Genomic DNA, 26,306 nt, shown 5'->3' on the forward strand with positions numbered 1-26,306 from the left:
GCGTTTACTTGGGACCGTTCTGTTTGAAATCGCCGTAGTACGCCGCACGGGAGTATCGATAACCGCCGTACTTGGACCGGAAGCCGAAGCGTTCCGGAAGGAGCTTGAGACCATTGAAGAGCACGCCGTCCACCGGGGCGCCGGCCTGGATCAGGCGCTTGGCCGTTTCCCGGATCTCGCCCACCGTGTTCATGCCCGAACGCACCACCACCATCACCGCCGCGGCGTGCGTGCCGACCACGGCCGCATCCGGAGACGACAGCACGGGCGCCGTGTCCAGGATCACCATGTCGTACTGCGTGGCCAGTTCGCGCAGCGTCTCGCCGAACACGGGCGAGGCCAGCAGCTCGGAAGGATCGAAGGTGACGGCGCCCGTGGCGATGAAATCCACGCCCTCGGACACGCTGTGCTTGCGCACGCGGGTCAGCGGAATCGTGCCCGACAGCACTTCGAACAGGCCGTCTTCCTTGGGCACGCCGAAGTAGCGGTTGAGCTGGCCCTTGCGGAAATCGGCGTCGATCAGCAGCACGCGCTTGCCCACGCCGCCCTGGATGAAGGCGAAATTGGCCGACAGGAAGGACTTGCCCACGCCGGCCACCGGACCGGTGAACATCACCATGTTGTTTGCCGACTGGCGCAGCGATGCCTGCAGCACGTTGCGGAAGGACCGCAGGCTTTCGATGGGCGGCGAGTTGCCCTGGCTCTGCGCCAGCAGCGCCGGCACGGTGGCGTTCTTGCGCCGGCTGCGGCGCCACAGCTTGTCCTGCATGTCGCTGTACGGAATGGCGGCCAGCACGGGCAGCCCGGTGTGGCGTTCGACGTCTTCCGGCTCGGACAGGCCGCCGAACAGGGCGTTGCGCACGAACGCGCACAGGATGCCGAAGATCAGGCCGATGGCGGTGGCCACGCCGATGATGATCGCGCCCTTGGGACGGACGGGCTTGTCGGGCTGCACGGCCGCATCCAGGATGCGCACGTTGCCCACCTTGCCGGCGCGGATCAGCTTGAGCTGCTGCGTGTTGTTGAGCAGCGCCGTGTAAAGCTCGGTGTTGACGCGCACGTCGCGCACCAGGCGCACCACGTCCTGTTCCAGGTCGGGCAGCTGCTTGATGTTGTTGCCCAGGCGATTCACGTCGCCGGTCAGGGACGCGATCTGGCGATCGATGCCCACGATGCTCGGGTGCGTCGGCGCAAAGCGCGTGATCAGTTCCTGGCGCTTCTGGCGCAGTTCCATCACGCGGGTCTGCGCGTCGACCGACTGCGCAAGGATCAGCTTGGCTTCTTCGCTCAGGTCGATCGTGCCGCGCTTGTTGCGCAAGGCGTTGTACTTGGTTTCCGCGGCGTCCAGCTCGGCCTTGAGCTGCGGCAACTGCTGTTCCAGGAACACCAGCGACTTCTCGGCCTGCGCCGACTTGCGGTTCACGTTCTGCTGCACGTATTCCTGGCCGATCTGGTTCAGCACGGCGGTGGTCAGCGCCGGGTCGTTGCCCTCGAGGGTGACGCCGATGACGCCCGATGCGCGGCCCCGTTCGAAGATCCCCAGGTGCGACTGCACGTTCTCGATGGCGGCCAGGCGCGAACTGCGCGATACCGTGAACTCGGTGCCCGGGCGGCCCGACAGCGCGTCGACGTGCACGTCCATGGCGCCGCCGCCGGGCAAGAGGAAGCGTTCGGGCTTGCCGACCGTGCCGGTGAAGGTGGCGCCGGTGAGCTTGTCGCTCAGGGTGTAGCGTCCTTCTCCCAGCGTGGTCAGGCGGAAGGGCTTGCCCAGCCATTCGTTGGGCACGTCCAGCTGGGAAATCGCGATGCTCTCGCCGCCCCACGCGTAGCCGCCGCGCGGGAGGCCGGACGGATACGGCAGGCTTTCGTAGCGCTGCGCCAGCCACTCGCCCACCACCGGGAAATAGCGCGGCTTGGCGTGGATGTACAGCAGGAACTTGTCGACGGCCGGACCGACGACCATGCGCGACCGCAGCACTTCCATTTCACCCGAGGTTTCCGCCTTGGTGTCGAACATCGACGAAACATCGCCCAGCAGGCTTCGCGCCTGCCCGTTCGGCATTTCCTCCTCGACCTGCACAATGATGTCAGCCGAATAGACTGAGGGCGTCACCATCACATACGCCAGGGCGCCCAGCAAGGCGACCATGGTGATGGCGATGATCATCCACCGGTTGGAAAAAATGGCGTCCACATGCGACGACAAGGGCGTTTCCTGCTGACGGGCCGGGACTGACGGCTCGAACGATTCGATGGGCAACGACATGCAACTCTCCAGGAGAGGGCGCCGCCGCGGTCGCGGCGCCCCCAAAGGCGTTTGTTTGAGGCGGACTAATCGATGGACTTGACGGTCTGTACGGTTTGCGCGCTCGGGAACAGGTTGCTGATGAAGCGGTTCCACCGCACCAGGGCAGCCGAATCGACGAACACGACGTCTTTGGGTTGCAACTCGAACTTGGCTCCTACAGCAAGGGCTTGCGGCGATCCGGCGTTCAGGTGATACACGAGCGGCGACGCATCTTCAGTGCCTCGCACGACAAAGATCTGCGACGGATCCGACGTCAGCTGGTTGGGCCCTCCGGCCAATCCCAACGCCTCGGTCAACGACATGCGCCCATCACGCATCACCGGCGCGCTGGGCAGGAACACTTCGCCCATCACGAACACCTTGCTGTCGTCCCGCGGCGTGACTCTCACGATGTCCCCTGCCTTGAGCATCACCTGGTTCAAGTCCTGGCCGCGCTCGATCAGCGCGGGAAGGTTCACACGAGTACGCCGACCTTCGCGGATCACGTAGACCGAACTGCGGTCTCCGGTCGGCAGAATGCCGCCGGCCCTGTTGATCGCTTCCAACAGGGTCATGGGAACATCGTTGATCGCAACCGTGCCCGGCGTCGTTACCTCGCCATCGACGAAGATGCGCTTGCTGCGAAATCCCAGAACGCGTACGGTGATCTGCGGGTCCTGTATGTACTTGCCCGAACTATTGACTATGAGATTGCGCGCCTGAAGTTCCGTCAACCCCGCCACTTTCAGCAGTCCGGTATACGGAAACTGGATATATCCAGTGGATGAGACCGTATAGCCCGGAATGCCCGAGGCGGTATCCCCGATAGCTAGTTCCGTTGCCCCAGACCCGATGGCGTAGGTTTGCGTCGGAAGCACGAGCTCGGGGTGATCCCACACGACGATCGAGAGGATGTCCCCCGGCCCGATGAGGTAGGGCCCCGGCTTGCCGATCAGATGACCGATGCCTTCATTGTCCAGCAGCGCCTGGCGCGCGAGCTGCTCTTCACGGACGAGGGAGGGCGTGATCTCCTTGATGACCGCCTTGGAGTTCGGGTCCAGCGGATCCGCGAGCTGATTGGCGTTGAAGGTCATGCCGGGGGATAAGGCGCAAGCGCCCAGCGAGGACACGAGCGCGATAGCGGCTATGGCTCGGCTCAACGTTCCGAAAAATGTAGTCATGGCGAATCCACAGTGAATGACTTCGTTGCTTGGAAAGGAGCCCGATGCGTAACGGGTTGCGACATTCCACTCTCTTTTCCTAGGCCCGCACATTCGACGGATGCCCTAAGCCTTCTCCTACATCGTTTGGAGGTTTCGGGTACGCGGCGCTCTCAATAAGATTTTGTCGGTAGCCACATGCTTTGCGGCACTGCACAGTTTTTGCTTGGCGCAAGGCGCTCCCCCCCGAACAGGAGTGCGCGATGGACCCGTCCCAAACGGACACGTCGGCAAGATTCAGCGGGACAAGCTATCTCTATCGCTTGCTCGACGCCGCGATCGTCATCACCTGCGGCCTGACTGCCACCGGCTTGAAATTCTCGGATGAGGCGCTGACGGATCCTCCGCAGATTCATCTGTTCCTGATCTATCTGTGCGGCCTGGGCGCCATCGCCATCTTCCCGGCCTTCCGCTTGTATGTGTCCTGGCGCGGCCGCCTGCTGACCGACCTGGTGGTCCGCAGCCTGGCCGCGTGGGCCACCGTGTTCGCGCTGGGCATCCTGGTCAGTTTTCTCATGCACCAGACCGGCGCGATATCCCGCTTATGGGCGGCTACCTGGTTTGGCATTACGGCTTTGGCGCTGGCCGGCGTGCGCATCGCGGTCTACGCGGTGCTGGGCGCGGCGCGCGACCGCGGGCTGAACAAGAAGCGCGTGCTGCTGGTGGGCTTCGGCGCGCTCGGCCACGACATGTGGCGCCGGGTGGAGAAGTACCGCGAGGCCGGCTACGAGGTGTCGGGGATCTACGCCGAACCGCATGAGATCCTGCCTCCGCAGGTCCGCCGCCTGCATGACCTGGACAACCTGCACGACTTCGTCCGCGAGAACAATGTCCGCGAGATCTGGATCGTGCTGCCGATGGAGGCCGGCCAGGAGCTGCGCGAAGTGCTGTATCACCTGCGCAACGACCTGGTGGATATCCGCTGGATACCCGACGTGATGTCCATCCAGCTGCTGGGACACCGCATCGGCGAATTCCTGGGGCTACCCGCCATCCAGCTCAACAGCCTGCCGGCCGCCGGCGTGCGCGGCTGGGCCAAGGAAGTCTTCGACCGCAGCTTCGCGTTCTGCGCGCTGCTGGGCCTGTCTCCCGTCATGCTGACCGTGGCCCTGCTGGTGAAGGCCACGTCGCGCGGCCCGGTCTTCTTCACCCAGCCCCGGCTGGGTGTGGACGGCAAGGTGTTCCACGTCTACAAGTTCCGCACCATGACCGTGCACCAGGAGCATGGCGTGGTCACGCAGGCCACCCGCGACGACCGCCGCGTCACGCGGATCGGCGGCTTCCTGCGGCGCACCAGCCTGGACGAGCTGCCCCAGTTCCTGAACGTGCTGATGGGCGACATGTCGGTCGTCGGCCCGCGCCCGCACGCGCTGGAGCACAACGAAATGTACAAGGACCTGGTGCAGCGCTACATGATGCGGCATCGCGTCAAGCCGGGCATCACCGGCTGGGCGCAGGTCAACGGCTTTCGCGGGCAGACCGACACGCTGCGCAAGATGAGCGACCGCGTCGAGCACGACATCTACTACATCCAGCACTGGACGTTCAGGATGGACCTGCTGATCATCGCCCGCACGGCGGTGTCTGGATGGACGGGCCGCAATGTCTACTAAGCCGTTGGGATGGCCTGTGCGGGAAACACCCGCGCCGCGCGGCGGCGTGCTGGGCAGGTCCGACTTCCGCCAGGCGGTCGAGATGCTGCCCCTGGTGTCGATCGACCTGCTGCTGCGCGATGGGGCCGGCAACTACCTGACCGGCCTGCGCGCCAATCCGCCCGCCCAGGGCGCGTGGTTCGTGCCAGGCGGACGCATCCGCAAGAACGAACCCCTGCGCGACGCGCTGCGCCGCATCGTGCACGACGAACTGGGTCCGACCCTGCCAGAACTGGCCTGGAAGCCCCGCGGCGTCTACGAGCACTTCTATGGCACCAATTTCGCGGGTGAAGCCGGTCGCTCCACCCACTACGTCGTCCTCGCCTATGAGGCCGAGCTTTCGTTGGATACCGCAAGCCTTCCCCTCGTCCAGCACAACGGCTACCGCTGGCTCCCCGGGGAAGTGATCGCCGCCGATCCCGGCGTGCATCCGTACACCCAGGCCTACTTCAAGGAGTGAGAGCCATGACCAACCCCCCTCCCCCGTACCGGGCAGTCATCCTCTGCGGCGGATCAGGTTCGCGCCTGTGGCCGCTGTCGCGCGAACTGCTGCCGAAGCAGTTCATCCGTTTGACCGATGATCGCAGCCTGCTGCAGAACACCCTGCTGCGGCTCGGTTCGGCCGGCGCCTCGGCCCGGCCCATGCTCGTGTGCAACGACGCCCACCGCTACATCGCCGCGGAGCAGGCGCAGGAGCTGGGCATCAAGGACGTGGAAGTGATCCTGGAGCCGTTTGCGCGCAACACGGCGCCGGCGATAGCCGCCGCCACCCTGCGGGCCATGCAGGACGGCGAAGACCCGATCATGCTCATCATGCCGTCGGACCACGTGCTGGAAGACGGCGAAGTGCTCAGCGCGGCATTCGCCCAGGCTTACGACGCCGCCCGCCAGGGCGCGCTGGTGACGTTCGGCATCAAGCCGACCGCCCCGCTCAGCGGCTACGGCTACATCCAGGCGGATGAGCCGGGCGCCATGGCGCCCGCGCGCCGCGTGCGCCGCTTCGTCGAAAAACCGTCCCCCGAGGTCGCCCAGCGCTTCATCGACGATGGCGGCTACTACTGGAACAGCGGCATGTTCGCGTTCCAGGCGTCCGTCTTCCTGTCGGAGATGGCGCGCCTTGCGCCCAAGATCCTCGAGCAGGCGCAGGCCGCCGTGGCCACCGGCCACGGCGACAACGGGCTGTTCCACCTGGATGGCCCGTCCTTCGAGGCGTGCCCCAGCGACTCCATGGACTACGCCATCATGGAGCGCACCGACAGCGCCGTGGTCATTCCCCTGGCCGCTTCGTGGAGCGACGTCGGGGCATGGGATGCCGTGTGGGGCATTGCCCAGAAAACGCTGGAGGGCAACTCCACCACCGGCGACGTCATGGTGGAGGACTCGCGCAACTGCCTCATCCATTCCACCAGCCGTCTGGTGGCCTCGGTGGGCCTGGACGACATCGTCGTGATCGAGACGGCCGACGCCGTGCTGGTGGCGCACAAGTCGCGCTCGCAGGACGTCAAGCGGCTGGTCGAGGTCTTCAAGACCCAGCACCGGTCGGAACTCAACCACCACCGCGAGGTCCAGCGACCCTGGGGGTCGTACGACTCGGTGGGCCAGGGCCCCCGCTACCAGGTCAAGCGGATCACCGTCAAACCCGGCGCCCGGCTGTCCTCGCAGATGCACCACCACCGCGCCGAGCACTGGATCGTGGTGTCGGGCACGGCGCGGATCTACAACGGCGACAAGCAGTACCTGCTGACGGAGAACCAGTCGACCTACATCCCGCTGGGCGAGATCCACAGCCTGGAAAACCCGGGAAAGATCCCGCTGGAGATCATCGAGGTGCAGTCGGGTGCGTATCTCGGCGAAGACGACATCGTCCGCTTCCAGGACATGTACGGCCGTGTCTGAACCTATCAAGGAGCATGAACCCTTCTGGCGTCCCGGCATGGCCCGCATCTGCCTGCCCCTGGCGGCCGTTTTCTTCACCGTGCTGGTCACGGTGGGAAACCTGCCCGGGCTGGCGGCGGACATGTCGGACGCCTTTGGCGACAAGCGGCTGCACCTGGCCGCCTACGCCTTCCTGACCGGGCTGATCTACATCTCGGTCAACCGGCGCCCGGCCCTGGTGGCCATGCTGGCGGCCGTCGCCATGGGTGCGCTGGATGAATCAATCCAGTCCTTTTTTCCCTACCGACAGGCTGAACTCTTAGACCTTTTGGCCGATATCTCAGCGGCTGGTGCAACAGTAATCTCATTGCACATTGGTACCGCAGCCATCGGCTCCTTTCGTGCAGTCACTAAGTCTTAAGGACACAACCATGCCAAAACGGGCACTGATTACCGGCGTAACTGGCCAAGACGGGGCCTATCTGGCGGAGCTTCTGCTGGCCAAGGGCTATGAGGTCCACGGCATCAAGCGGCGCGCTTCGCTGTTCAACACCGCGCGGATCGACCATCTTTACCAGGATCCGCACGACCAGCCCCGCAATTTCGTGCTGCACCACGGCGACATGACCGATTCGTGCAGCCTGATCCGCATCGTCCAGTCGGTGCAGCCCGACGAGATCTACAACCTGGCCGCGCAGAGCCACGTGGGAGTCTCGTTTGAGGAACCGGAATACACCGCCAATGCCGACGGCCTGGGCACCCTGCGCCTGCTGGAAGCCATCCGCATCCTGAAGCTGGAGAACAAGAGCCGCTTCTACCAGGCGTCCACCTCCGAGCTCTACGGCCTGGTGCAGGAAACGCCCCAGAAGGAAACGACGCCGTTCTACCCGCGCAGCCCCTACGCCGCCGCCAAGCTGTACGCCTACTGGATCAGCGTGAACTACCGCGAAGCCTACGGCATGTACGCGTGCAACGGCATCCTGTTCAACCACGAATCGCCCAAGCGCGGCGAAACCTTCGTCACGCGCAAGATCACGCGCGGCCTGGCGCGCATCGTGCTGGGCCTGCAGGAATGCCTGTACCTGGGCAACCTGTCCGCCCTGCGCGACTGGGGCCATGCGCGCGACTACGTCGAAATGCAGTGGCTGATGCTGCAGCAGGACACGCCGGAGGACTACGTCATCGCGACCGGCATGCAATACAGCGTGCGCGAGTTCATCAACACCGCCGCGCGCGAGCTGGGCATCCTGCTTGCCTGGGAAGGCGAAGGCCTGGAAGAGACCGCCACCGTGCTGTTCTCGCCGGTCCACGACATCAAGCCCGGCCAGGTCATCGTGCGCGTGGATCCACGCTACTTCCGCCCGACCGAAGTCGAGACGCTGCTGGGCGATCCGACCAAGGCGCGCGAAAAGCTGGGCTGGTCGCCGCGCACCACGTTCGCGCAGCTGGTCAAGGAAATGATCGAAAGCGACCTGAAGGATGCGCGGCGCGACGCCCTGGTCGAACAGAACGGCTACGAAATCTACGCCTACAAGGAGTAGTCCGACATGACGAACCTGGACCAACGCGTGTTCGTGGCCGGCCACCGCGGCATGGTGGGCGCGGCCATCACCCGCGAACTGCACCGGCGCGGCTACAACAACGTGCTGACCCGCAGCCGGGCGGAGCTGGACCTGGAGAACCAGAACCAGGTGCACCGTTTCTTTTCGACCACGCCGGTCGACGTGGTGTACCTGGCCGCCGCCAAGGTGGGCGGCATCCTGGCCAACAATACCCATCCGGTGGACTTCCTGTACAAGAACCTGATGATCCAGTGCAATGTGATCCGGGCCGCCTATGCGGCCGGGGTGCGCAAGCTGCTGTTTCTGGGTTCGTCATGCATCTACCCGCGCGAGGCGCCCCAGCCCATCCGCGAAGACGCCCTGCTGACCGGCCCGCTGGAAGCCACCAACGAGCCCTACGCCATCGCCAAGATCGCCGGGCTGAAGCTGTGCGAGGCCTACCAGCGGGAGTACGGCGCGCGCTTCATCTGCGCCATGCCGACCAACCTGTACGGCCCGCACGACAACTACGACCTGCACAGCAGCCACGTGCTGCCGGCCCTGATCCGAAAATTCCACGAGGGCCGCGAGGCCAACCAGGAAAGCGTGACCATCTGGGGCACCGGCACGCCGCTGCGCGAGTTCCTGTACGTGGACGACCTGGCGCAAGCCTGCGTCATGCTGATGGAGCATCCGCAAGCCGAGGGCATGTACAACATCGGCGCCGGTCAGGACATCTCCATCGCGGACCTGGCGCAGCTGGTGGCGAGGGTGGTGGGCTACGCCGGCAACATCGTCTACGACACGTCCAAGCCCGACGGGACGCCGCGCAAGCTGATGGATTCATCCCGCGTGCAGGCGCTGGGCTGGAAGCCGGAGATCTCGCTCACGCACGGCATCACGCTGGCCTACGGACATTTCCTGCGTGAACGCACGCAGCAGGCGCTGCCGGTGGCTTGACAGCCGCGCCGCCATGACAGACAGGGTTACCGATGCTTGGATTCGTAAAGAAACACATCGCCGGCAATGCCTCATTCTGGGGGCTGGTGGAGTACGGCATCGGTCCCGTCGCGGCGCTGGTGGCGCTGCCCATCCTTTTCCGGCAACTGGGGACGGTGGGCTTTGGCCAGTACTCGATGATCATCGCCCTGGCCGGCTTCGGCAACGCGGCGAACCTGGGCGCGGCCGTCACCGCGACCAAGCTGGTCTCGGAAAGCATGCACGAGCCCGGCGGCGCCTATCGCGCGGCCGGCGTGAGCATGTCGCTGATCGGCTGTGCACTGGGCGTCGTGACCCTCGCGGCCATGCTGCTGTGGGGCGCGGTGTGGCTGGGCTGGCCCGACGCCACCTTCGGCGGCGTCGCGGTGACGATGCTGGCGATGCCGGCGCTCGCCATCTACCTGACCCAGCAGTATGACCAACTGTTTTCCGGGTGCCTGAAGGGGCGCGAGGACTTCCGGGCCACGGCGCTCTGCGAGGTCTTCAGCCGCACGGGCACGATGGCGCTGGCCTGCGCGGCGGCCTGGTACACCGCGTCGCCCACCTGGACGGGGCTGGCGCAGGCGCTGGGCCTGCTGATCGCGGGCAGCGTGAAGATGCGCGTGTTCTCGCGCGCCTACGATCGCTTCATCGTGCGGCCCGTGCGCGACCGCGGCGCCATGATGGCCGCCTTCCGCTTTTCGCGCTGGTCGTGGCTGAACAGCCTGAGCGCGCTGGCGTTCGGCTCGGTGGACCGGGTGCTGGTCGGCAGCCTGATGGGGCCGGCGGCGCTGGCCATCTATACCGTGGGCGTGCAGGTGGGCCAGATCATCCACACCGCGTCGGTCGCGATCTTTCAGAAGGCGATGCCTCGCGTCACGCGCCTGTCGGTATCGCCGCCCTATGCGGGCGCGGCCGAACGCGAGATCCGCCGCATGATGCTGTGGAACCTGGCGCTGTCGGCCGGGGCCACGCTGGCCGTGCTGGCGGTCAGCCGGCCGCTGCTGAACCTGCTGCTGGGCGACAACGTCGCCAGCGGCCACCTGGGAACCTTCCAGTTGCTGATCGTGGCGTCGGGCCTGCTGTCCCTGAACGCCGCCGCGCATTTCTCCCTGCTGGGGCTGGGCAACTCCCGCGCCGTCGCGATCCTGAACGGACTGGGCGGCCTGGCGATGCTCTGCGTCATGGCGGGACTGGTACACGTGGCGGGGGAGCACGCCGCGGCTTGGGGCCGCATGGCCTATGCGGCGATCACGCTGGCCGGCGTGGCTCTCGCCATCCGTCAATCCCGCCCCGACTTCCCGGGCGCCATGCCTGCGGCCACCCGTTAACCAACATGCTGAGGTCCTACATGCGCAAGCGCCATAACGAGTATTCACGCCAGCTCATCGACTTCGTCCGTGAGCTCCGCCCGCCAGCGCCCATCGCCAGCGGCCTGTTGCCCAAGGTGACGATCGTGACCCCCTCGTTCAACCAGGCCAAGTTCCTGGAGCGCACCATTCTTTCCGTGCTGAACCAGGGCTATCCGCGGCTGGAGTACATCATCATCGACGGCGGCTCCACCGACGGCAGCGTGGACATCATCAAGAAGTACGAGCGCTACCTGACCTACTGGGAAAGCACCCCCGACCGCGGCCAGTCGCACGCCATCAACAAGGGCTTCGAGCGCGCCACGGGCGACTACGTGGGCTGGCAGAATTCCGACGACCTGTACTTTCCCGGCGCGCTGCGCAAGCTGGGCGCGGCGGCGGCGCGCGGCCGCGCGCCGATCGTCAGCGGCAACCTCTTCGTGGCGGACGCCGACAACCGCATCTTCCGCAAGATCCACTACACGCCCGTCAACCGCGGCACGCTGACGGTGGTCAAGGCGTCCATACCGAACCAGTCCGCCATCTTCCGCCGGGACCTCCTGCGCAAGTACGGCCTGCTGCAGGAGAGCATGCGCTACTGCATGGACCTGGAGCTGTGGAGCCGGCTGCTGCGCGAGGGCAAGAACCTGATCGTGCCCGATGCGCTGGGCGTCTACACCGCCCACGACGAAACCAAGACCGCGCTGATGCAGGACGTGCTGCTGGAGGAACGCGAGCAGATCGTCAGCCGCATCCGGCGCACCGAACCCGGCCTGGGCCGCCTGTTCGAGCTGTCCTGCCGCGCCTCGAAGGTGGCTGCCCACGCCCGCCAGGGAGACCTGTCCTATCTTCTTGAAAAGCTGACCACGAAGATATTCGGCCGCGACGACTGGGCCGCGCACTAGGCCCTGGCCTCACTGAAACGGAGCTGCAATGAAACCGCGCCGCCGACTCTCCACCCTGCACTTGCTGGGCCTGTTCGTGTTCACCGCGCTGGCGCTGAACGACGACCGGTTCATCGTCGGGGTCGGCAGCTTCAAGCTGTCGCCGTTCGACCTGCTGTTCGTGGCCATGCTGGGGGTCAAGGCGCTCAGGCTCGCCGACCCGGGCGCCTACGCGTTTCCACGCGGGGCGCTCGGCATGCTGCTGGGCATCCAGGCCATATCGGTGATCTATCTGCTGATGGTGTCCATGCACCACCCGGGCATCGAGACCGGCGACGTGGCGCGCGACCTGCGCATCGTCTTCTATTTCCTGTGCACGCCGTTCCTCTGCTACAAGGACATCGACAGCCCCCGCGCCTATGCCGTGCTGCAGAAGTACATCGTGGCGGCCTGCCTGATGGTCGCCACGCTGATGCTGCTGGAGCAGGCAACGGGCTTCAGCGTCGCCAATCCGCTGCGCAACGTGCGGCTGGGCGTCTGGGCCATCCCGATGGGCGTGGTGTCGCTGCTGTATTTCCGGCGCACGCTGAACGTGTCGGGGCCCAAAGCCTACGCGCTGACGCTGTACATGGTGATGGCGCTGGTGTTTTCGCTGAACCGCAGCCAGTATCTGCAGCTGGCGATTTCCGTCGTGATCGCCGTGCTGCTGGCGGGCAGCGCCGACATCCGGCGCCGCGCCGTGCTGATCTTCGCGCCCGCCGCCGTGGCCGGCGTGCTGATCTTCGCCAGCATCGGCTATCTGGACGTGTTGACCAACCGCATCTTCAGCGTCGAGCGGCTGGACGAAGACTCCAGCTACGGCGCCCGCGTCCAGGAAATGGAAGGCCAGATGGACTTCTTCGCGGAAAGCCCCGTGTTCGGCAAGGGGGCCGGGTTCCGAAGCTGGGTCATGGGCGAGAACGGCTTCGAACTGAGCACCTTCGCGCACAACTCGTGGGCCTTCTACCTGATGAAATTCGGCGTGGTGGGCACGACCCTGATCATGCTGCCCCCGTTGTTGATTTTGCTGTTCTCGCTGTTCCGGCGCTACGCCCATCCCGGACTGGAGATGCACCGACGCTATCTCCTGGCCACGGCGCCGATCTATATCTTCATCGATTCGATGTCCGGCGGCCTGGCCTACGCGCCCAAGACCGCCTTCACCGGATTCCTGCTGTGCTATTGCCTGTCGCTGATCCGCAATGCACAGATCATGCCCGTACCTCGTAACGAACCGTCCGTTCCCAGCCCTCGCCCGGACGCCGTGCGCCGGGTGCCACCGCGAGTGATACCCCATGCCTGATGTCTTGTTTGTCGCGCCTGACCTGCACGGCGGCGTCGGAAGATGCGTCGCCTTCATCGTGGATGCCTTGCCGGAACAGGGAGTGGACTCCGCCCTGTTCCTGCTGCGTTCGCGCAACCGCGAATATCCCATCGCGAATCCCAAGGTCACCCGCGCCCTGCCCGTCATCGAATCCCCGACCAAGCTGCGGCTCATGCTGCCCTTCGCCTTTTTTAAGCTGCTGTCCCAGATCCGGCGGGACAAGCCCGCCATCGTCTGCTCGCACGGCCTGCTGTGCAACATGCTGGTGGTGCTGGCCAAGAAGATCCTGCGCGGCAAGTTCAGCACGGTGGCCTTCGAGCACAGCAGCCCGGCCATCCATTACGGCGCATCCAAGATGCGGCGCCTGAAGTGCTGGCTGGTCAGCCAGACCTACCGGCGGCACGATGCCGTGGTGGGCGTGTCGCGCGGGGTGAAGGAAGACCTGGTCAGCATGTTTCCGCCGCTGCGCGGCAAGGTGCACACCATCTACAACGGCGTGCCGCTCGACAACGTGCGCCGCCAGGGCGCCCAGCCCCAGGCCGGCGCCGGCGACTCGTCCCTCCAGGTCGTGGCCGTCGGCCGCCTGGAGGCCGTCAAGGACTACGCCACGCTGATCGACGCCGCCGCGCTGCTGGACGATCCGCGCATCAGCTTCACCATCCTGGGAGAAGGGTCCGAACACGCCGCCCTGCAGAAGCGGATCGACGACAAGGCGTCGCGCAGCCCGGTGACGCTGGCCGGCCACATCGACAACCCGTTCCCGATGATCGCCGGCGCCGGCGCCTTCGCCCTGACATCCGTGCGCGAAAGCTTCGGCAACGTGCTGGTGGAAGCGCTATGCCTGGGCGTGCCCGTGATCTCGACGGATTGTCCCCACGGTCCGGCCGAAATCCTGGATTCGGGCCGCTATGGCCTGCTGGTGCCCGTCGGCGACGCCGAGGCGCTTGCCGAGGCGGTGCGCCGCCTGGCCTACGACGGCGCCATGCGCGAAAAGCTGGCGGCCCAGGGACCCGAGCGCGCGGACGCGTTCTCCCTGGAGCGGCACTGCCGCAACGTCATCGAGCTATTCCAGCCCCTCATGCAACGCGGCACGCCCTGAACAGGACAGCATCATGCAGAAAATACCGGTATCCGTCGTGGTGATGACGAAAAACGAGGAACGCAACATCGCAAAGTGCCTGAAGGCGCTGGTGGAGTTCGACGAAGTCTTCGTGGTCGATTCCAACAGCACGGACGCGACCTGCGCAATGGCCACGGCCCTGGGCGCGCGCGTGTCCAACTTCCAATGGGACGGCAAGTATCCCAAGAAGAAGCAATGGTGCCTGGAACAGCTGCCGTTCACGCACCCCGTGGTGCTGTATGTGGACGCCGACGAGGAAATGACGCCCGGCCTGGCGGCCGAGATCCGCGAAGCGCTGCCGCGATTCGCCGCGGGCGCCGGCGGCGCGTTCGTGCCGTTCGACTACGTGTTCTGCGGCAAGAAGCTGGAACACGGGCACAGGGTCTACAAGCTGGCGCTCCTGGCGCGCGACCGTTCGCGCTTCCTGGACTATGACGACCTGGATGTCGCCAACATGTGGGAAGTGGAAGGCCATTACCAGCCCCAGGTCGAAGGCGAGACCTTCGCCCTGCGCCAGCGCATGGTCCACAACGACCACGATTCGCTCTATCACTACTTCGACAAGCACAACCGCTATTCGGACTGGGAGGCGAACCTGCGCACCAAGGGGCTGATGAACGACCCGCGCGAAGCCAACGTGGGCGGACGCGCCCTGCTCAAGCGCATCTTCCAGGCCATGCCGTTCAAGGCGCCAATCTCGTTCCTGCATTCCTACGTCTTCCGGCTGGGCTTTTTGGACGGCAAGGCCGGCTACGACTATGCCGTCGCGCGCGCCATGTACTACTGGCAGATCCGCATCAAGACCGAGGAGATCCTGAAGGCGAAGCGGGAACGCGCCGCCACGTCGCAACGCGACGCCGTCGCGGGAGCGGCCAAATGAGCGCACTGCAACGCCTGGACCAGTTCGCGCTGGCGCCGGGACAGCGCGGCCGCTCGGCGCTGACGGTGCAGCTGTGGTGGATGGTGCAAGGGACGCTGTTCCGCTGGTCGCCCCAGGTGGCCTATGGCTTTCGCCGGTGGCTGCTGCGCTGCTTCGGCGCCCGCGTGGGCCGCAAGGTGCTGATCCGGCCCAGCGCCACCGTGACCTACCCCTGGAAGGTGGAGATCGGCGACTACGCCTGGATCGGCGATGACGCGGTGATCTACAGCCTGGGCCCCATCCAGATCGGCGCGCATGCCGTGGTGTCCCAGCGCAGCTACCTGTGCGCCGCGGACCACGATGCCGGCCAGCCCGATTTTCCTCTGCGCGAACGCGCGGTGCGTGTCGAGGAAGGCGCATGGGTGGCGACCGACGTCTTCGTCGGACCGGGCGTGACCATCGGGCGCGAGGCCGTGATCGGCGCGCGCAGTTCGGTGTTCCGCAACATGCCGTCGGGCATGGTGTGCCACGGCAACCCCTGCCGTCCCATCCGGCCCCGCACCGCAGCGCCAACATGAAAATACTCATCTATGGCATCAACTACGCGCCCGAACTGACCGGCATCGGCAAATACAGCGCCGAGCTGGCCGAATGGCTTGCGGCGCGCGGCCACGAGGTCAGCGTCGTCACGGCTCCGCCCTACTATCCGCAATGGCGCGTCCACGACGGCTACCGCGCGGGGCGCTACGCCAAGGAAGAACGCCGCGGCGTGACGGTCAGGCGCGCGCCGCTGTGGGTGCCGGACAAGCCCGGCGGCGCCAAGCGCCTGGTCCACCTGGCAAGCTTCGCCCTGTCCAGCCTGCCGTCGCTGCTGCGCGCCGCGATGCGCCGGCCGGACATCATCCTGGTGGTCGAGCCCGCCTTGTTCTGCGCGCCCGCGGCCTGGCTGGCCGCGCGGCTCTGCGGCGCACGCGCCTGGCTGCACATCCAGGACTACGAAGTGGACGCCGCCTTCGAACTCGGCCTGCTCAAGGGCGCCGGACTGCGCGCCGTCGTCAAGCGCGCCGAGCGCTGGCTGATGCGCCGCTTCGATCGCGTATCCACGATTTCCAACCGGATGCTGGAACTGGCGCTGGCCAAGGGCATTGACCCGGGCCGGGCCGTGCTGCTGCCCAACTGGATCGACGTCAACGCGATCACGCCGCTGGCCGAGGGCGGGGACTACCGCGCCCAGCTCGGCATCCCCGACAACGCGATCGTCGCGCTCTATTCCGGGAACATGGGCGGCAAGCAGGGCTTGCAGACGCTGGCCGAGGTGGCCCGCCGGCTGAACCGCGAAGACCGCCTGTGGTTTCTGTTCTGCGGCCAGGGTCCCGAGCGCGCGGCGCTGGAAGAAAAGTGCAAAGGGCTCACCCGCGTCATCTTCCTGGACCTGCAGCCGGCCGAGCGCCTGGGCGCCCTGCTGAACACCGCGGACATCCATCTGTTGCCGCAGCGCGCCGGCGCGGCGGACCTGGTCATGCCCTCCAAGCTGACCGGCATGCTGGCCAGCGGACGGCCGGTGGTGTGCGGCGCGGCGCGCGGCACGGAACTGGCGAGCGTCGTGGCGCATTGCGGCCTGCTGACCCCGCCCGAAGACGCGGTGGCCATGGCCGAAGCCGTGCGCAAGCTGAGCTACAACTCGCAGATCCGCGAAACGCTGGGCGCGGCCGCCCGCCAGTACGCGCTGGCCCACCTGCACGTGGACGTGGTGCTGGGCGCGGCGGAACGCGAATTCGCCGCTGTCGTCGCGGCCCGCAAGGGCCGTGCCGCAACGGCCGACACCCGCGCCAGCGAAGGCGACATCTGATCCGGCGGCGTCGCCGCGATCTCCCCAAAAGAACCAGGGCCTGTGAGGGCGGCGTCGCCACCCGCACAGGCCCTGCCTCGTTGCGCGCGTGCGCTGTCAGCTGGTTTCGCCCTTGCCCTGCGACGGCGCGTTGGCGCTCCTGACCAGTCCCATCTGCACCGCGATGTAGGCCGCCTCGGCCTGGTTGCGCGCATTCAGTTTCCAGTAGAGCGTACGCGCGTGGCTTTTCACGGTGGCCACGGATATGCCCACCTGCTGTCCGATCTCGCGCATGGTCTTGCCCTGCACCAGCAGTTGCAGGATCTCTTCCTGCCGCTGCGTCAGCTCGCGCAATTCCTGCACGGTGGCATGCGCGGCGCTGGGAGGCCTGCCGGCGGGCTGGGGATAGCATTCCCCCCCCGCGACCACCAGGCTGACCGCCGCCGCCAGCGCATCCGGACTGGAGGCCTTGGGCAGATAGCCGGCCACGCCCGCGCGCGCGCAGGCGGCCATCACGCTCTGGTCCAGCGCCGAATACAGCACCAGCACCAGCCTGGGCATGAAAAAAGCCATCGCCTGCGATAGGAGCCCGATGTCCTGCTCGGCCGCGCCGCTGCAGCCGACCACCAGCAGTTCGACTGGGCGGTTGATGGAGCTGGACATGTTGAGCAGGTGGGCTGGCGAAATGGCCAGGATATCGTCGGCGTTCCGCACACGTTCCAGCACATGCTGAATTGCGACACGAAGCAGAGCGTAGTCTTCGATCAGTACGGTTGTCATCCCGGGAAGAACCTTGTGACGCATGGCCCACTAACGGTTCCCATCGCGCTGGCGCAACGCGGCGCGATGCACGGAGTTCACGCGCGTCGCCAGGCTCAGGGAGTCCCTTCCGCTACCTCGGATTGCTGTGGCGAGACTAAGTGATTCGCCCTATCAATCCATGCTTGCGGACACAACCCATGCTATCAGCGGCTACGTCCGCTGAATCTCGTTCAGGAGGATGATTGGTGGAGGAAAGCTGCCTGACAGCCTCTGCCGATACCTGCTTTCTATGCCTTAGCCGTATTGGCTATGCGCGGACCCGGCAGCTGCGGAACGAGGTGTTCCAGGCTGCCGGGCAGCAGCGCAGTCCCGCTACCCGAGCTTGCGTCCATAGAGCTGCCCGGCGTCCACTTCCCTGCCATTCGGCTCATGCCATTCCAAGGTCGCGCCGCGCTGCAGGGCCGCGTAGACGGCCTCGCCCTTGTTCTTGACATGCAGGCGCTGGTAGAGCGTGCACGCGTGCGTCTTGGCCGTCGCCACGGAGATGTTCAGCATGCGGCTGACAGTCTTGATCGGATAGCCCCTGGCCAGCAGCACCAGGACTTCGTATTGGCGCGGCGTGATCTGGAGCAGCTGCGCCCCCGCGCTGACGGGCATGGCGCCCTTGGAGCCGGAATCTTCCGCGTCCCGTGCCGGCAGGGCGCACACCGTCGAGGCAGGCGCCTGAAGCGCCTGTTCGCTGGGGAAGCATTGGCCGCCCGCCATGACCAGGCGGATCGCCGCTTCGAGGATTTCGACCGAAGCCGTTTTCATCAGGCAGCCATAGACGCTTGCGCCAGGCAGGCCCTGCACAGGCATGGGCAGCGGCATCACGTCCGTCAGGAGCAGAATCCGCTTGGGCGTCAGCACGCGTTGAATCTCGTGCAAGGCGCTCCAGGCCTCATCGGTGTCCACAGGCAACCCATAGATCAGGAGATCGGCGCCCGCATGCACGCCGTCGGCCTTGGACACGTCCGCAAGGCCCATCCCCTCGATTTCCCACACATCATCCAACTTGCTAAGAATCTGCCACAACCCCAACCGCAAGAGCGGATGGGCTTCAATCAGGACCATCTTGGCCATGGTGTCCTCCCGGTTTTTCGACGGGCCTAGAAGGGATCTTCGCTGTGCTGAAGACTATTTTTTATCCAGCCCCGCGGGGGTGGTCCGCATATCCCGGAATATCTAATGAAGCTGGACCGGGACATTTGGGCTGGGAGACTTTGGTAGCCAACATATTGGATGGCATGAACCCATCTTATGGTTCGGATTTGTCAAAATCAAGACGTTTCAGGGCGATATAATCCGATAAAATCAGAAATCATTCGTTAGCCTTAATCACGATCGTAAATATGGATGAGACTCCCATCTCGTCCTTTTTACCGCTAGGGTTTTCACCAGCGCCTCTGCCGGGGCTGGCCGGTTTCCCCTATGACAGACGCCGCGCAAGGCTCCCCCGAAAGGCGCGCGGGCTCATGTTACAGACGAAAAAAAGCCGCGTCCTGACTTCCGCCGGACGCGGCACGAAACAGCCGGATTTGAAGGGAAAGCTGTCTACATGTATCTGCGGACACATTAAGCCCGCGAACGGTCCCTGTATTCGAAATAGAGGTAACATTTTTTATTTTTACGCCGGCAGGCGAATTTACTCCATGTAGGCGAAGTCGAAAACCGTATGCCCCCCCTGATGATGCCAATGGTGCATTGAAGCATGGCGTTTTCTCAGGAAGCTTGCATAGTGGATTTCGCCGTCGGTTTCGACGTAGGTGGAAGGCGTGAGCTCTTCGATCCGGTTGAGCGACACGCCCTTGCCGTAGTGACAGAAGCCCTGGTACTGCGCGCAGCGGATCACGTCTCCGCTAGGCGACACAACGATTCCGGCGTTGCGGGCGCGCATCGGGTTGCGCACGATCGGGTTGCAGGCGTGCGGCGTCCAGGTGGTCGAGCGGGGCGAATCGGAGAAAAACGCAAACAGCTCGTCGCAATGGCTCTGGCCGTCGGTGCGATCGATATTTGTTAATAGCCACCAGTATTCTCCGTGTTTGAAAATAATGGTATCGACCGCAGATATATTCGTCATCAGATTAACGTCAAGCTCCCATTTCAGTGGAAATTCAGTGCATTTCCAGAGCTCTATACTGCGATTTCCACACGTTTCCGGCACCATGTAGGTCACGCCTTCGTGCTCGAATATATATGGAAACGACAGGTGATAAGGCAGGTTCAGCGCAGTACCCAACAGCCGGAAAGCCCCGTCGGAGTAGGTCGCGACCGAGATCGTGCCCTTGCGGGAAGTAAAATCGTAATCTTCAAAAAATATATACGGCTTCTTGTCGTGGGTATAAACAAACGGATCGGCAAAGAATCTGCCCTTCGGCGGTTGCAATACCATTGCCTCGGATACCACCGCCTGCTGGCGCGCCGAGGGAAACATACCAATCCGCCAGCGCACATTGCGTTTCATGATGCGCCGCACAACCAGATCCGACATTAACCAGCCCTGCCGCGAGATATATGCGATGCTGTCCCACTCCGCCGGATCGGCGCGGCGCGGGCCGCTCATGATCTGCATGGCTGGAGGCGCGACGCCTTGCCGCGCGCGTGCCAGCGCCTGCAAGGCGTCATAAACCATGAAGTTCCCCAAACTGAATGCGCGCGCCTGATTCTTCAGCCAGAACACTTCGGTGTTGAAACTGCGCTGGTCCAGCAGTTCATCTTCGGCCTCGCTCGCGCCGACCCGCCAGAGTTTTACGGTGGTGTGATCCTCGCGCTGGAAGACCTCCCAGAAGCCCACATAGCGACTGGTTGCCACTGCAATATCCGAATAGCTCAGCTGCCATACGCCCATGCGCGCCCAGCTCGCCATTTGCGGACGCGTCGCCAGCGAAGCGCCCAGGGTAATGACCAGGTCCAGCCCCAGGGCCTCGACCTCGCGCTGCTCCTGCGCGTCCAGGGTGCCCGGCGTCAGCGGCACCACCGCGGCGCTGTCCGGCGGCAGCGTCTGGCGCATGTCGCCGCACGCGAGCATCACGCGCTGCTTCTGCGGCAGCAGCTTGGATTCCAGGCGGGACAGCGTGCCGAACAAGGCCTTCACGCCGAAGCGGGGCGCCTTGCCCAGCCCTTCTCCGTTCATCACCAGCAATGCGGCAAGCTCGAAATCCTGGCTGTGGACGAGCCACTCAACCATCTCATGCATCCAGCCGGGTTGCTCATACCCGTCAACCAGCAGTCCTACCTTGTAGGTCTTCATTTCTCGTGCTCCTGTCTCAGGGCAATTGGCCTGCCGCACCGTGACGGCGAGGGCCTCGCCAGGCACACATCCGGGGCAATGCATTCACGTCCTCGCGCTGATACTGCGGGGTTTTCGGGCCGTGTTCCAGAGCACATTCATCCTAGGGCCGGTGTCCGAGGACGAACGGCCAATCCTCCGCCTTCCCGCCTGGAATCCGCTCATCCATCCGCCCGGGGCGGCGTCATCCGTCTGGGCGAGTGGAGATGCGCCGCGGGGTTCCGGGCGCATCCCTGGCTCGCGGTTAGGGGTAAACCCTATTGGGGATAGCCGAGGCTCGCTTCTCGTCCATCCCTCACGCATAATGTTTTAAAACAAACGTTTGAATTCAACCTTATGCAAGAAATCAAATCCACGTCCACCCGGGAAACCATCCTGGACACCGCAGAAGCCCTGTTCGCGCAGCAAGGCCACGAGGCCACCTCCATGCGCCAGATCACCGGCGCGGCGGGCGTGAACCTGGCGTCGGTGAACTACCACTTCGGCTCCAAAGAGTCACTCGTGCAGGCGGTGCTAAAACGCCGCCTGGAAGTGCTGAATCGCGAGCGCATGCGGCTTTTGGACGAACTCGAGGCGCAATCCGGCGGCAAGCCGCTGAAGCCGTCGCAAATCGTGGACGCGTTCTTCGGCACCCTGCTGCGCCTGGCCGCCGATCCCGCCCAGGCCGGCAGCACCTTCCTGCCGCTGCTGGAACGCACCATGACCGACCCGTCCGATTTCATTCGCGCGCTGTTCGCCGAGGAATACGCGGACGTGCTCGACCGCTACCGGAACGCGCTGTTCGCCGCGCTGCCTGACGTGCCCCGGGCCGAGATCATCTGGCGCTTCCAGTTCATGCTGGGCGCCACCTCGTACGCCATCATGGGCACCGACCTGCTCAAGTCGGTCACGGGGCTGACCACCGACGACACCGAACAGCCCAATAACCCCGGACTGCTGCTGCCGCGCCTGATGAGCTTCCTTCTAGGCGGCCTGCGCTCTCCCCTGCCGCACCTGCCCGGCACCTGACGGCGCCGCGGCGCCGGCAACCAGAAAAGAACATTCACGGAGACAAAGAAATGAACGCAGTCATCGTCGCGCTGGTTGTCATTGCGCTCCTGGCCGCCGCCGTCCTGGCGGTGCGTCCGGTCCGGCGGGCGCTCCTGTCCGCGCCGATCTTCAATCTGTACCGCAAGGTGCTGCCGCAGATGTCGGACACCGAACGCGATGCCCTGGAGGCCGGCACCGTCTGGTGGGAAGGCGAACTGTTCGGCGGCCGTCCTGACTGGCGCCGCCTGCTGGCGTATCCGCGGCCGCGCCTCACGGACGAAGAGCAGCGCTTCCTGGACAACCAGGCCGAAACCGCCTGCCGCATGGTCAATGACTGGAGCGTCACGCAAGAGCGCTTCGACCTGCCCGCCGATGTCTGGAATTACCTCAAGGCCGAAGGCTTCCTCGGCATGATCATCCCGAAGCAATACGGCGGCCTGGCGTTCTCGGCCTATGCCCACTCCGAGATCGTGACCAAGCTGTCCACGCGGTCCTCGGCGCTGGCGGTGTCGGTGATGGTGCCCAACTCGCTCGGGCCGGCGGAACTGCTGCTGCACTACGGCACCGAAGCACAGAAGAGCCACTACCTGCCGCGCCTGGCGCGCGGCGAAGAGGTGCCCGCCTTCGCGCTGACCAGCCCCTGGGCCGGTTCGGACGCCGCGGCCATTCCCGACAGCGGCATCGTCTGCAAGGGCGAATGGCAGGGCCGCGAAGTGATCGGCATGCGGGTCACCTGGGACAAGCGCTACATCACGCTGGCGCCCGTCTGCACGCTGCTGGGCCTGGCGTTCCGCCTGTACGACCCAGAAGGCCTGCTGGGCGGCAAGAAAGACCTGGGCATCACGTGCGCCCTGGTGCCGCACGATCATCCCGGCGTGGACACCGGCCGCCGCCACTTCCCGCTCAACGCCATGTTCATGAACGGGCCCACGCGCGGCACCGACGTCTTCATGCCGCTGGATTTCATCATCGGCGGCCCCGCCATGGCCGGCCAGGGCTGGCGCATGCTGATGGAATGCCTGGCGGCGGGCCGCTCGATCTCGCTGCCCTCGTCCAACACCGGCATGTCCAAGCTCACGGCGCGCGCCGTGGGCGGCTATGCCCGCGTGCGCAGCCAGTTCCGCATGCCCGTCGGAAAATTCGAGGGCGTCGAAGAAGCCCTGGCCCGCATCGGCGGCCACACCTACATGATGGACGCGGCGCGCACCATGACGGCGGGCGCCGTGGACCTGGGCGAAAAGCCCTCGGTCGTGTCGGCCATCGTCAAATATCACGTCACCGAACGCGCGCGCCAGGTCGTCAATGACGGCATGGACGTCATCGGCGGCAAGGGCATCTGCCTGGGCCCGTCCAACTTCCTGGGCCGCGCCTACCAGCAGATCCCCATCGGCATCACCGTCGAAGGCGCCAACATCCTGACGCGCAGCCTGATCATCTTCGGCCAGGGCGCGATACGCTGCCATCCCTATGTGCTGGCCGAAATGCAGGCCGCGCAGTCGGCGGACCGCAGGCAGGGCCTGGACGATTTCGACCGTGCGTTCTGGGGCCATGTGGGCTTTGTCGCGAAGAACAAGTTCCGTGCGCTGGGCACCGCCCTGACCGGCGCGCGCTTTGTCGCCGTGAACGCCGACGTGGCGCCCGACATGAAGCGCTACTACCAGCTGCTCAGCCGCTATTCGGCAGCCTTCGCCCTGCTGGCCGATACTTCCATGCTGGTGCTGGGCGGCAGCCTGAAGCGCCGCGAGCGCCTCTCGGCGCGCCTGGGCGACGTGCTGTCGCAGATGTACCTCATCAGCGCCACGCTCAAGCGCTTCGAGGACGAAGGCCGGCAGGCCGCCGATGCGCCGCTTGCGCACTGGTCCATCCAGGACGCGCTGTTCAAGGCGCAGGAAGCCTTCGACGGCGTGCTCGAGAACTTCCCCAACCGCTTTGTCGCGTGGAGCCTGCGCCGCATCATCTTCCCGTGGGGGCACAGCCAGGTCCTGCCGTCGGACCAGCTTGGCCAGGACGTCGCCCGCCTCCTCATCAGCCCCAGCGCGACGCGCGACCGCCTGACCGCCGGCTGCCACCTGCCCGACACGGCCGACGAGCCCGTGGGCGCGATCGAGCAGGCGCTGGCCGCCACGCTGGACGCCGAGCCCATCGAGGCGAAGATCCGCGAACTCGAAAAGCGCGGCGCCCTGGAAGGCAATCCGCAAGCCAACGTACGCGATATCGCCGACGCCGCGGTCGCGATCGGCGGCATCACCGCGGAGGAATACGCGGTGGTCAAGCGCCGCAACCGCTTGCGCGATACCGTGGTGAAAGTGGATGATTTCCCCTTTGACCTCGGCGCCGCGGGCGCGGACCGGCCCACGGCCGAACGCAAGGTCGCCTGAGGGAGGGAACGGATGGCATTCAAACCGGTTTACGTCGTCGATGGTTCACGCACGCCCTTCCTGAAGGCGCGCACGGGCCCAGGCCCGTTCTCCGCCGGCGACCTGGCCGTGCAGGCCGGCCGCGCCCTGCTGCTGCGACAGCCTTACGCGCCCACGGAGCTGGACGAAGTCATCGTCGGCTGCGCAGCGCCCTCGCCCGACGAAGTGAACATCGGCCGCGTGATCGCGCTGCGCCTGGGCTGCGGCAACCGCGTGCCGGGCTGGACCGTGATGCGCAACTGCGCGTCCGGCATGCAGGCCCTGGACTCCGGCATCGCCAACATCCAGTCGGGACGCTCCCACCTGGTGCTGGCCGGCGGCACCGACGCGCTCTCGCGCGCGCCGGTGCTGTTCTCCGACGACATGGTGCGCTGGCTATCGCGCTGGTACGCGGCGCGCGGCCTGGGCGCGAAACTGGCCACCCTGCGCGGCTTCCGGCCCAGGCACCTGGCGCCCGTCATCGGGCTGCTCAAGGGGCTGACGGATCCGGTCGTGGGCCTGTCGATGGGACAGACCGCGGAAAACGTCGCCACGCTCTTCGGCATCGACCGCGCCGCCATGGACGCCTACGCCGCCCGCAGCCACCAGCGCGCGCTGGCCGCCCGCGCCGCCGGCATGCCCGAAATCACCCCCCTGATCGACACGCAGGGCAAGCTGCACGCCGACGACGACGGCGTGCGCGAAGACTCCACGCCGGACAAGCTGGCCAAGCTCAGGCCGGTCTTCGACAAGCCGTGGGGCAACATCACCGCGGGCAACAGCTCGCAGGTGACCGACGGCGCTGCCATGCTGATGCTGGCTTCCGAGGACGCCGTGCGCAAATGGAACCTGCGTCCGCTGGGCCGCATCGTCGACTCGCAATGGGCCGGGCTGGACCCCGCGCTGATGGGCCTGGGCCCGGTGCATGCCGCCACCCCGATCCTGCAGCGCCATGGCCTGGGCCTGAATGACCTGGACTTGTGGGAGATCAACGAGGCTTTCGCCGCCCAGGTGCTAGGCTGCCTGGCCGCCTGGCGGGACGAGGCCTATTGCCAGGAAAACTTCGGCACGCCCGCGTGGGGCGACCTGGACCCGGACAAGCTCAACGTCGACGGCGGCGCGATCGCGATCGGCCATCCCGTGGGCGCATCGGGCGCCCGCATCGTGCTGCACCTGCTTGAAGCGCTCAAGCGCCGCGGCGCAAGGCGCGGCATGGCCGCCATCTGCATCGGCGGCGGCCAAGGCGGCGCGATGCTGGTCGAAACCCTGGACGAGGACCGCCCATGACGACAATGGAAACGCTTTCCCACTGGCGCCTGGACCGCGACCCCGACGGCGTCGCCTGGCTGACGTTCGACCGCGCCGGCAGCGCCGTGAACGCACTGTCGGCCGACACCATGGCGGAATTCGCCGTGGTGCTGGACGCGCTGGACGCCGCGCCGCCCAAGGGCCTGGTCATCCAGTCCGGCAAGACCACGGGCTTCATCGTGGGCGCGGACGTCAACGAATTCGCCGGCCTGGACACGCCCGAACAGGGACGCGCCCTGGTGGCCCGGGGCTGGAACCTCATGAACCGCCTGGCCGCGGTGCGCTACCCCACCCTGGCGCTGATCCAGGGCCATTGCCTGGGCGGCGGCCTGGAACTGGCGCTGGCCTGCCGCTACCGGCTGGTGGCCGACCAGCCCGGCACGTCGCTTGCGCTGCCCGAGGTCATGCTGGGCATCTTCCCGGGCTGGGGCGGCATGCTGCGCCTGCCGCAGGTGATCGGCGCCCCCGCGGCGCTGGACATGATGCTGACCGGACGGAGCGCCGACGCCCGCCGCGCGGCTTCGCTG

22 protein-coding genes are annotated in these 26,306 nt (G+C 65.7%); 17 read left to right on the plus strand and 5 right to left on the minus strand.

Going from position 1 to position 26,306, the window contains the following annotated elements:
* Nucleotides 1–4 precede the first annotated feature (4 nt).
* Both ABE485_RS17700 and ABE485_RS17705 read right to left on the minus strand, forming a co-directional pair.
* Nucleotides 5–2,266: a GNVR domain-containing protein gene (locus tag ABE485_RS17700; protein ID WP_346516574.1), complete on the minus strand. Its 2,262-nt coding sequence runs from the start codon at nucleotides 2,264–2,266 to the stop codon at nucleotides 5–7.
* A 65-nt stretch (nucleotides 2,267–2,331) separates the two neighbouring features.
* The gene (locus ABE485_RS17705) at nucleotides 2,332–3,468 is read right to left on the minus strand and encodes a polysaccharide biosynthesis/export family protein (RefSeq protein ID WP_346516575.1); all 1,137 of its coding nucleotides are present in this window, start codon (nucleotides 3,466–3,468) and stop codon (nucleotides 2,332–2,334) included.
* Nucleotides 3,469–3,710: 242 nt separating this feature from the next.
* Between ABE485_RS17705 and ABE485_RS17710 the strand changes: the two genes are divergently transcribed.
* The 13 genes from ABE485_RS17710 to ABE485_RS17770 are packed head-to-tail and all read left to right on the plus strand — an operon-like array spanning nucleotide 3,711 to nucleotide 16,977.
* Complete coding sequence (locus tag ABE485_RS17710) at nucleotides 3,711–5,120, plus strand: undecaprenyl-phosphate glucose phosphotransferase (RefSeq protein WP_346516576.1); 1,410 nt, start codon at nucleotides 3,711–3,713, stop codon at nucleotides 5,118–5,120.
* Nucleotides 5,110–5,619 carry a GDP-mannose mannosyl hydrolase gene (locus ABE485_RS17715; RefSeq protein ID WP_346516577.1) on the plus strand — a complete coding sequence of 170 codons (510 nt, stop codon included), beginning with the start codon at nucleotides 5,110–5,112 and terminating at the stop codon, nucleotides 5,617–5,619. The genes ABE485_RS17710 and ABE485_RS17715 overlap by 11 nt, the downstream gene beginning before the upstream one ends.
* Before the next feature lie 5 nt (nucleotides 5,620–5,624).
* Nucleotides 5,625–7,055 carry a mannose-1-phosphate guanylyltransferase/mannose-6-phosphate isomerase gene (locus ABE485_RS17720; protein WP_346516578.1) on the plus strand — a complete coding sequence of 477 codons (1,431 nt, stop codon included), beginning with the start codon at nucleotides 5,625–5,627 and terminating at the stop codon, nucleotides 7,053–7,055.
* Nucleotides 7,056–7,092: 37 nt separating this feature from the next.
* Complete coding sequence (locus ABE485_RS17725; RefSeq protein ID WP_346516596.1) at nucleotides 7,093–7,455, plus strand: VanZ family protein; 363 nt, start codon at nucleotides 7,093–7,095, stop codon at nucleotides 7,453–7,455.
* Between the two features lie 10 nt (nucleotides 7,456–7,465).
* Nucleotides 7,466–8,575: a GDP-mannose 4,6-dehydratase gene (gene gmd, locus ABE485_RS17730; protein WP_346516579.1), complete on the plus strand. Its 1,110-nt coding sequence runs from the start codon at nucleotides 7,466–7,468 to the stop codon at nucleotides 8,573–8,575.
* Nucleotides 8,576–8,581: 6 nt separating this feature from the next.
* Nucleotides 8,582–9,535 (plus strand): GDP-L-fucose synthase family protein, encoded by a 954-nt coding sequence (locus ABE485_RS17735; RefSeq protein ID WP_346516580.1) that lies wholly within the window; start codon nucleotides 8,582–8,584, stop codon nucleotides 9,533–9,535.
* Between the two features lie 32 nt (nucleotides 9,536–9,567).
* Complete coding sequence (locus tag ABE485_RS17740; protein WP_346516581.1) at nucleotides 9,568–10,884, plus strand: lipopolysaccharide biosynthesis protein; 1,317 nt, start codon at nucleotides 9,568–9,570, stop codon at nucleotides 10,882–10,884.
* A 20-nt stretch (nucleotides 10,885–10,904) separates the two neighbouring features.
* Nucleotides 10,905–11,807, plus strand: a complete 903-nt coding sequence (locus ABE485_RS17745) for a glycosyltransferase family 2 protein (RefSeq protein WP_346516582.1) — start codon at nucleotides 10,905–10,907, stop codon at nucleotides 11,805–11,807.
* A 28-nt stretch (nucleotides 11,808–11,835) separates the two neighbouring features.
* Nucleotides 11,836–13,128: an O-antigen ligase family protein gene (locus ABE485_RS17750; protein WP_346516583.1), complete on the plus strand. Its 1,293-nt coding sequence runs from the start codon at nucleotides 11,836–11,838 to the stop codon at nucleotides 13,126–13,128.
* Complete coding sequence (locus ABE485_RS17755; protein ID WP_346516584.1) at nucleotides 13,121–14,248, plus strand: glycosyltransferase; 1,128 nt, start codon at nucleotides 13,121–13,123, stop codon at nucleotides 14,246–14,248. The genes ABE485_RS17750 and ABE485_RS17755 overlap by 8 nt, the downstream gene beginning before the upstream one ends.
* Nucleotides 14,249–14,261: 13 nt before the next feature.
* Nucleotides 14,262–15,149, plus strand: a complete 888-nt coding sequence (locus tag ABE485_RS17760) for a glycosyltransferase family 2 protein (protein WP_346516585.1) — start codon at nucleotides 14,262–14,264, stop codon at nucleotides 15,147–15,149.
* Nucleotides 15,146–15,706: a putative colanic acid biosynthesis acetyltransferase gene (locus tag ABE485_RS17765; protein ID WP_346516586.1), complete on the plus strand. Its 561-nt coding sequence runs from the start codon at nucleotides 15,146–15,148 to the stop codon at nucleotides 15,704–15,706. Before ABE485_RS17760 ends, ABE485_RS17765 begins: the two co-directional genes overlap by 4 nt.
* Entirely contained in the window at nucleotides 15,703–16,977 is a 1,275-nt protein-coding gene (locus ABE485_RS17770; protein WP_346516587.1) for a glycosyltransferase WbuB, read from the plus strand. Before ABE485_RS17765 ends, ABE485_RS17770 begins: the two co-directional genes overlap by 4 nt.
* Nucleotides 16,978–17,073: 96 nt before the next feature.
* Here ABE485_RS17770 and ABE485_RS17775 read toward each other — a convergent pair whose 3' ends face one another.
* The 3 genes from ABE485_RS17775 to ABE485_RS17785 form a co-directional block, all read right to left on the minus strand.
* Nucleotides 17,074–17,736: a helix-turn-helix transcriptional regulator gene (locus tag ABE485_RS17775; protein ID WP_346516588.1), complete on the minus strand. Its 663-nt coding sequence runs from the start codon at nucleotides 17,734–17,736 to the stop codon at nucleotides 17,074–17,076.
* A 354-nt stretch (nucleotides 17,737–18,090) separates the two neighbouring features.
* On the minus strand, nucleotides 18,091–18,840 hold the full coding sequence (locus tag ABE485_RS17780; protein WP_346516589.1) for a response regulator transcription factor: 750 nt from the start codon (nucleotides 18,838–18,840) through the stop codon (nucleotides 18,091–18,093).
* Nucleotides 18,841–19,402: 562 nt separating this feature from the next.
* Nucleotides 19,403–21,007, minus strand: coding sequence for a glucosamine inositolphosphorylceramide transferase family protein (locus ABE485_RS17785; RefSeq protein ID WP_346516590.1), 1,605 nt, complete (start codon nucleotides 21,005–21,007; stop codon nucleotides 19,403–19,405).
* A gap of 375 nt (nucleotides 21,008–21,382) precedes the next feature.
* Between ABE485_RS17785 and ABE485_RS17790 the strand changes: the two genes are divergently transcribed.
* From ABE485_RS17790 to ABE485_RS17805, 4 genes are all read left to right on the plus strand, one after another.
* Nucleotides 21,383–22,054, plus strand: coding sequence for a TetR/AcrR family transcriptional regulator (locus tag ABE485_RS17790; RefSeq protein WP_346516591.1), 672 nt, complete (start codon nucleotides 21,383–21,385; stop codon nucleotides 22,052–22,054).
* Between the two features lie 50 nt (nucleotides 22,055–22,104).
* On the plus strand, nucleotides 22,105–24,453 hold the full coding sequence (locus ABE485_RS17795; protein ID WP_346516592.1) for an acyl-CoA dehydrogenase: 2,349 nt from the start codon (nucleotides 22,105–22,107) through the stop codon (nucleotides 24,451–24,453).
* Nucleotides 24,454–24,465: 12 nt separating this feature from the next.
* Nucleotides 24,466–25,758, plus strand: a complete 1,293-nt coding sequence (locus ABE485_RS17800) for an acetyl-CoA C-acetyltransferase (RefSeq protein ID WP_346516593.1) — start codon at nucleotides 24,466–24,468, stop codon at nucleotides 25,756–25,758.
* A partial coding sequence (locus ABE485_RS17805; RefSeq protein WP_346516594.1) for an enoyl-CoA hydratase-related protein occupies nucleotides 25,755–26,306 on the plus strand: 552 nt, incomplete at its 3' end. The genes ABE485_RS17800 and ABE485_RS17805, both read left to right, overlap by 4 nt.

This window comes from Achromobacter spanius, assembly GCF_039673305.1.
In the GTDB taxonomy this organism is placed as follows: domain Bacteria; phylum Pseudomonadota; class Gammaproteobacteria; order Burkholderiales; family Burkholderiaceae_B; genus Achromobacter; species Achromobacter spanius_F.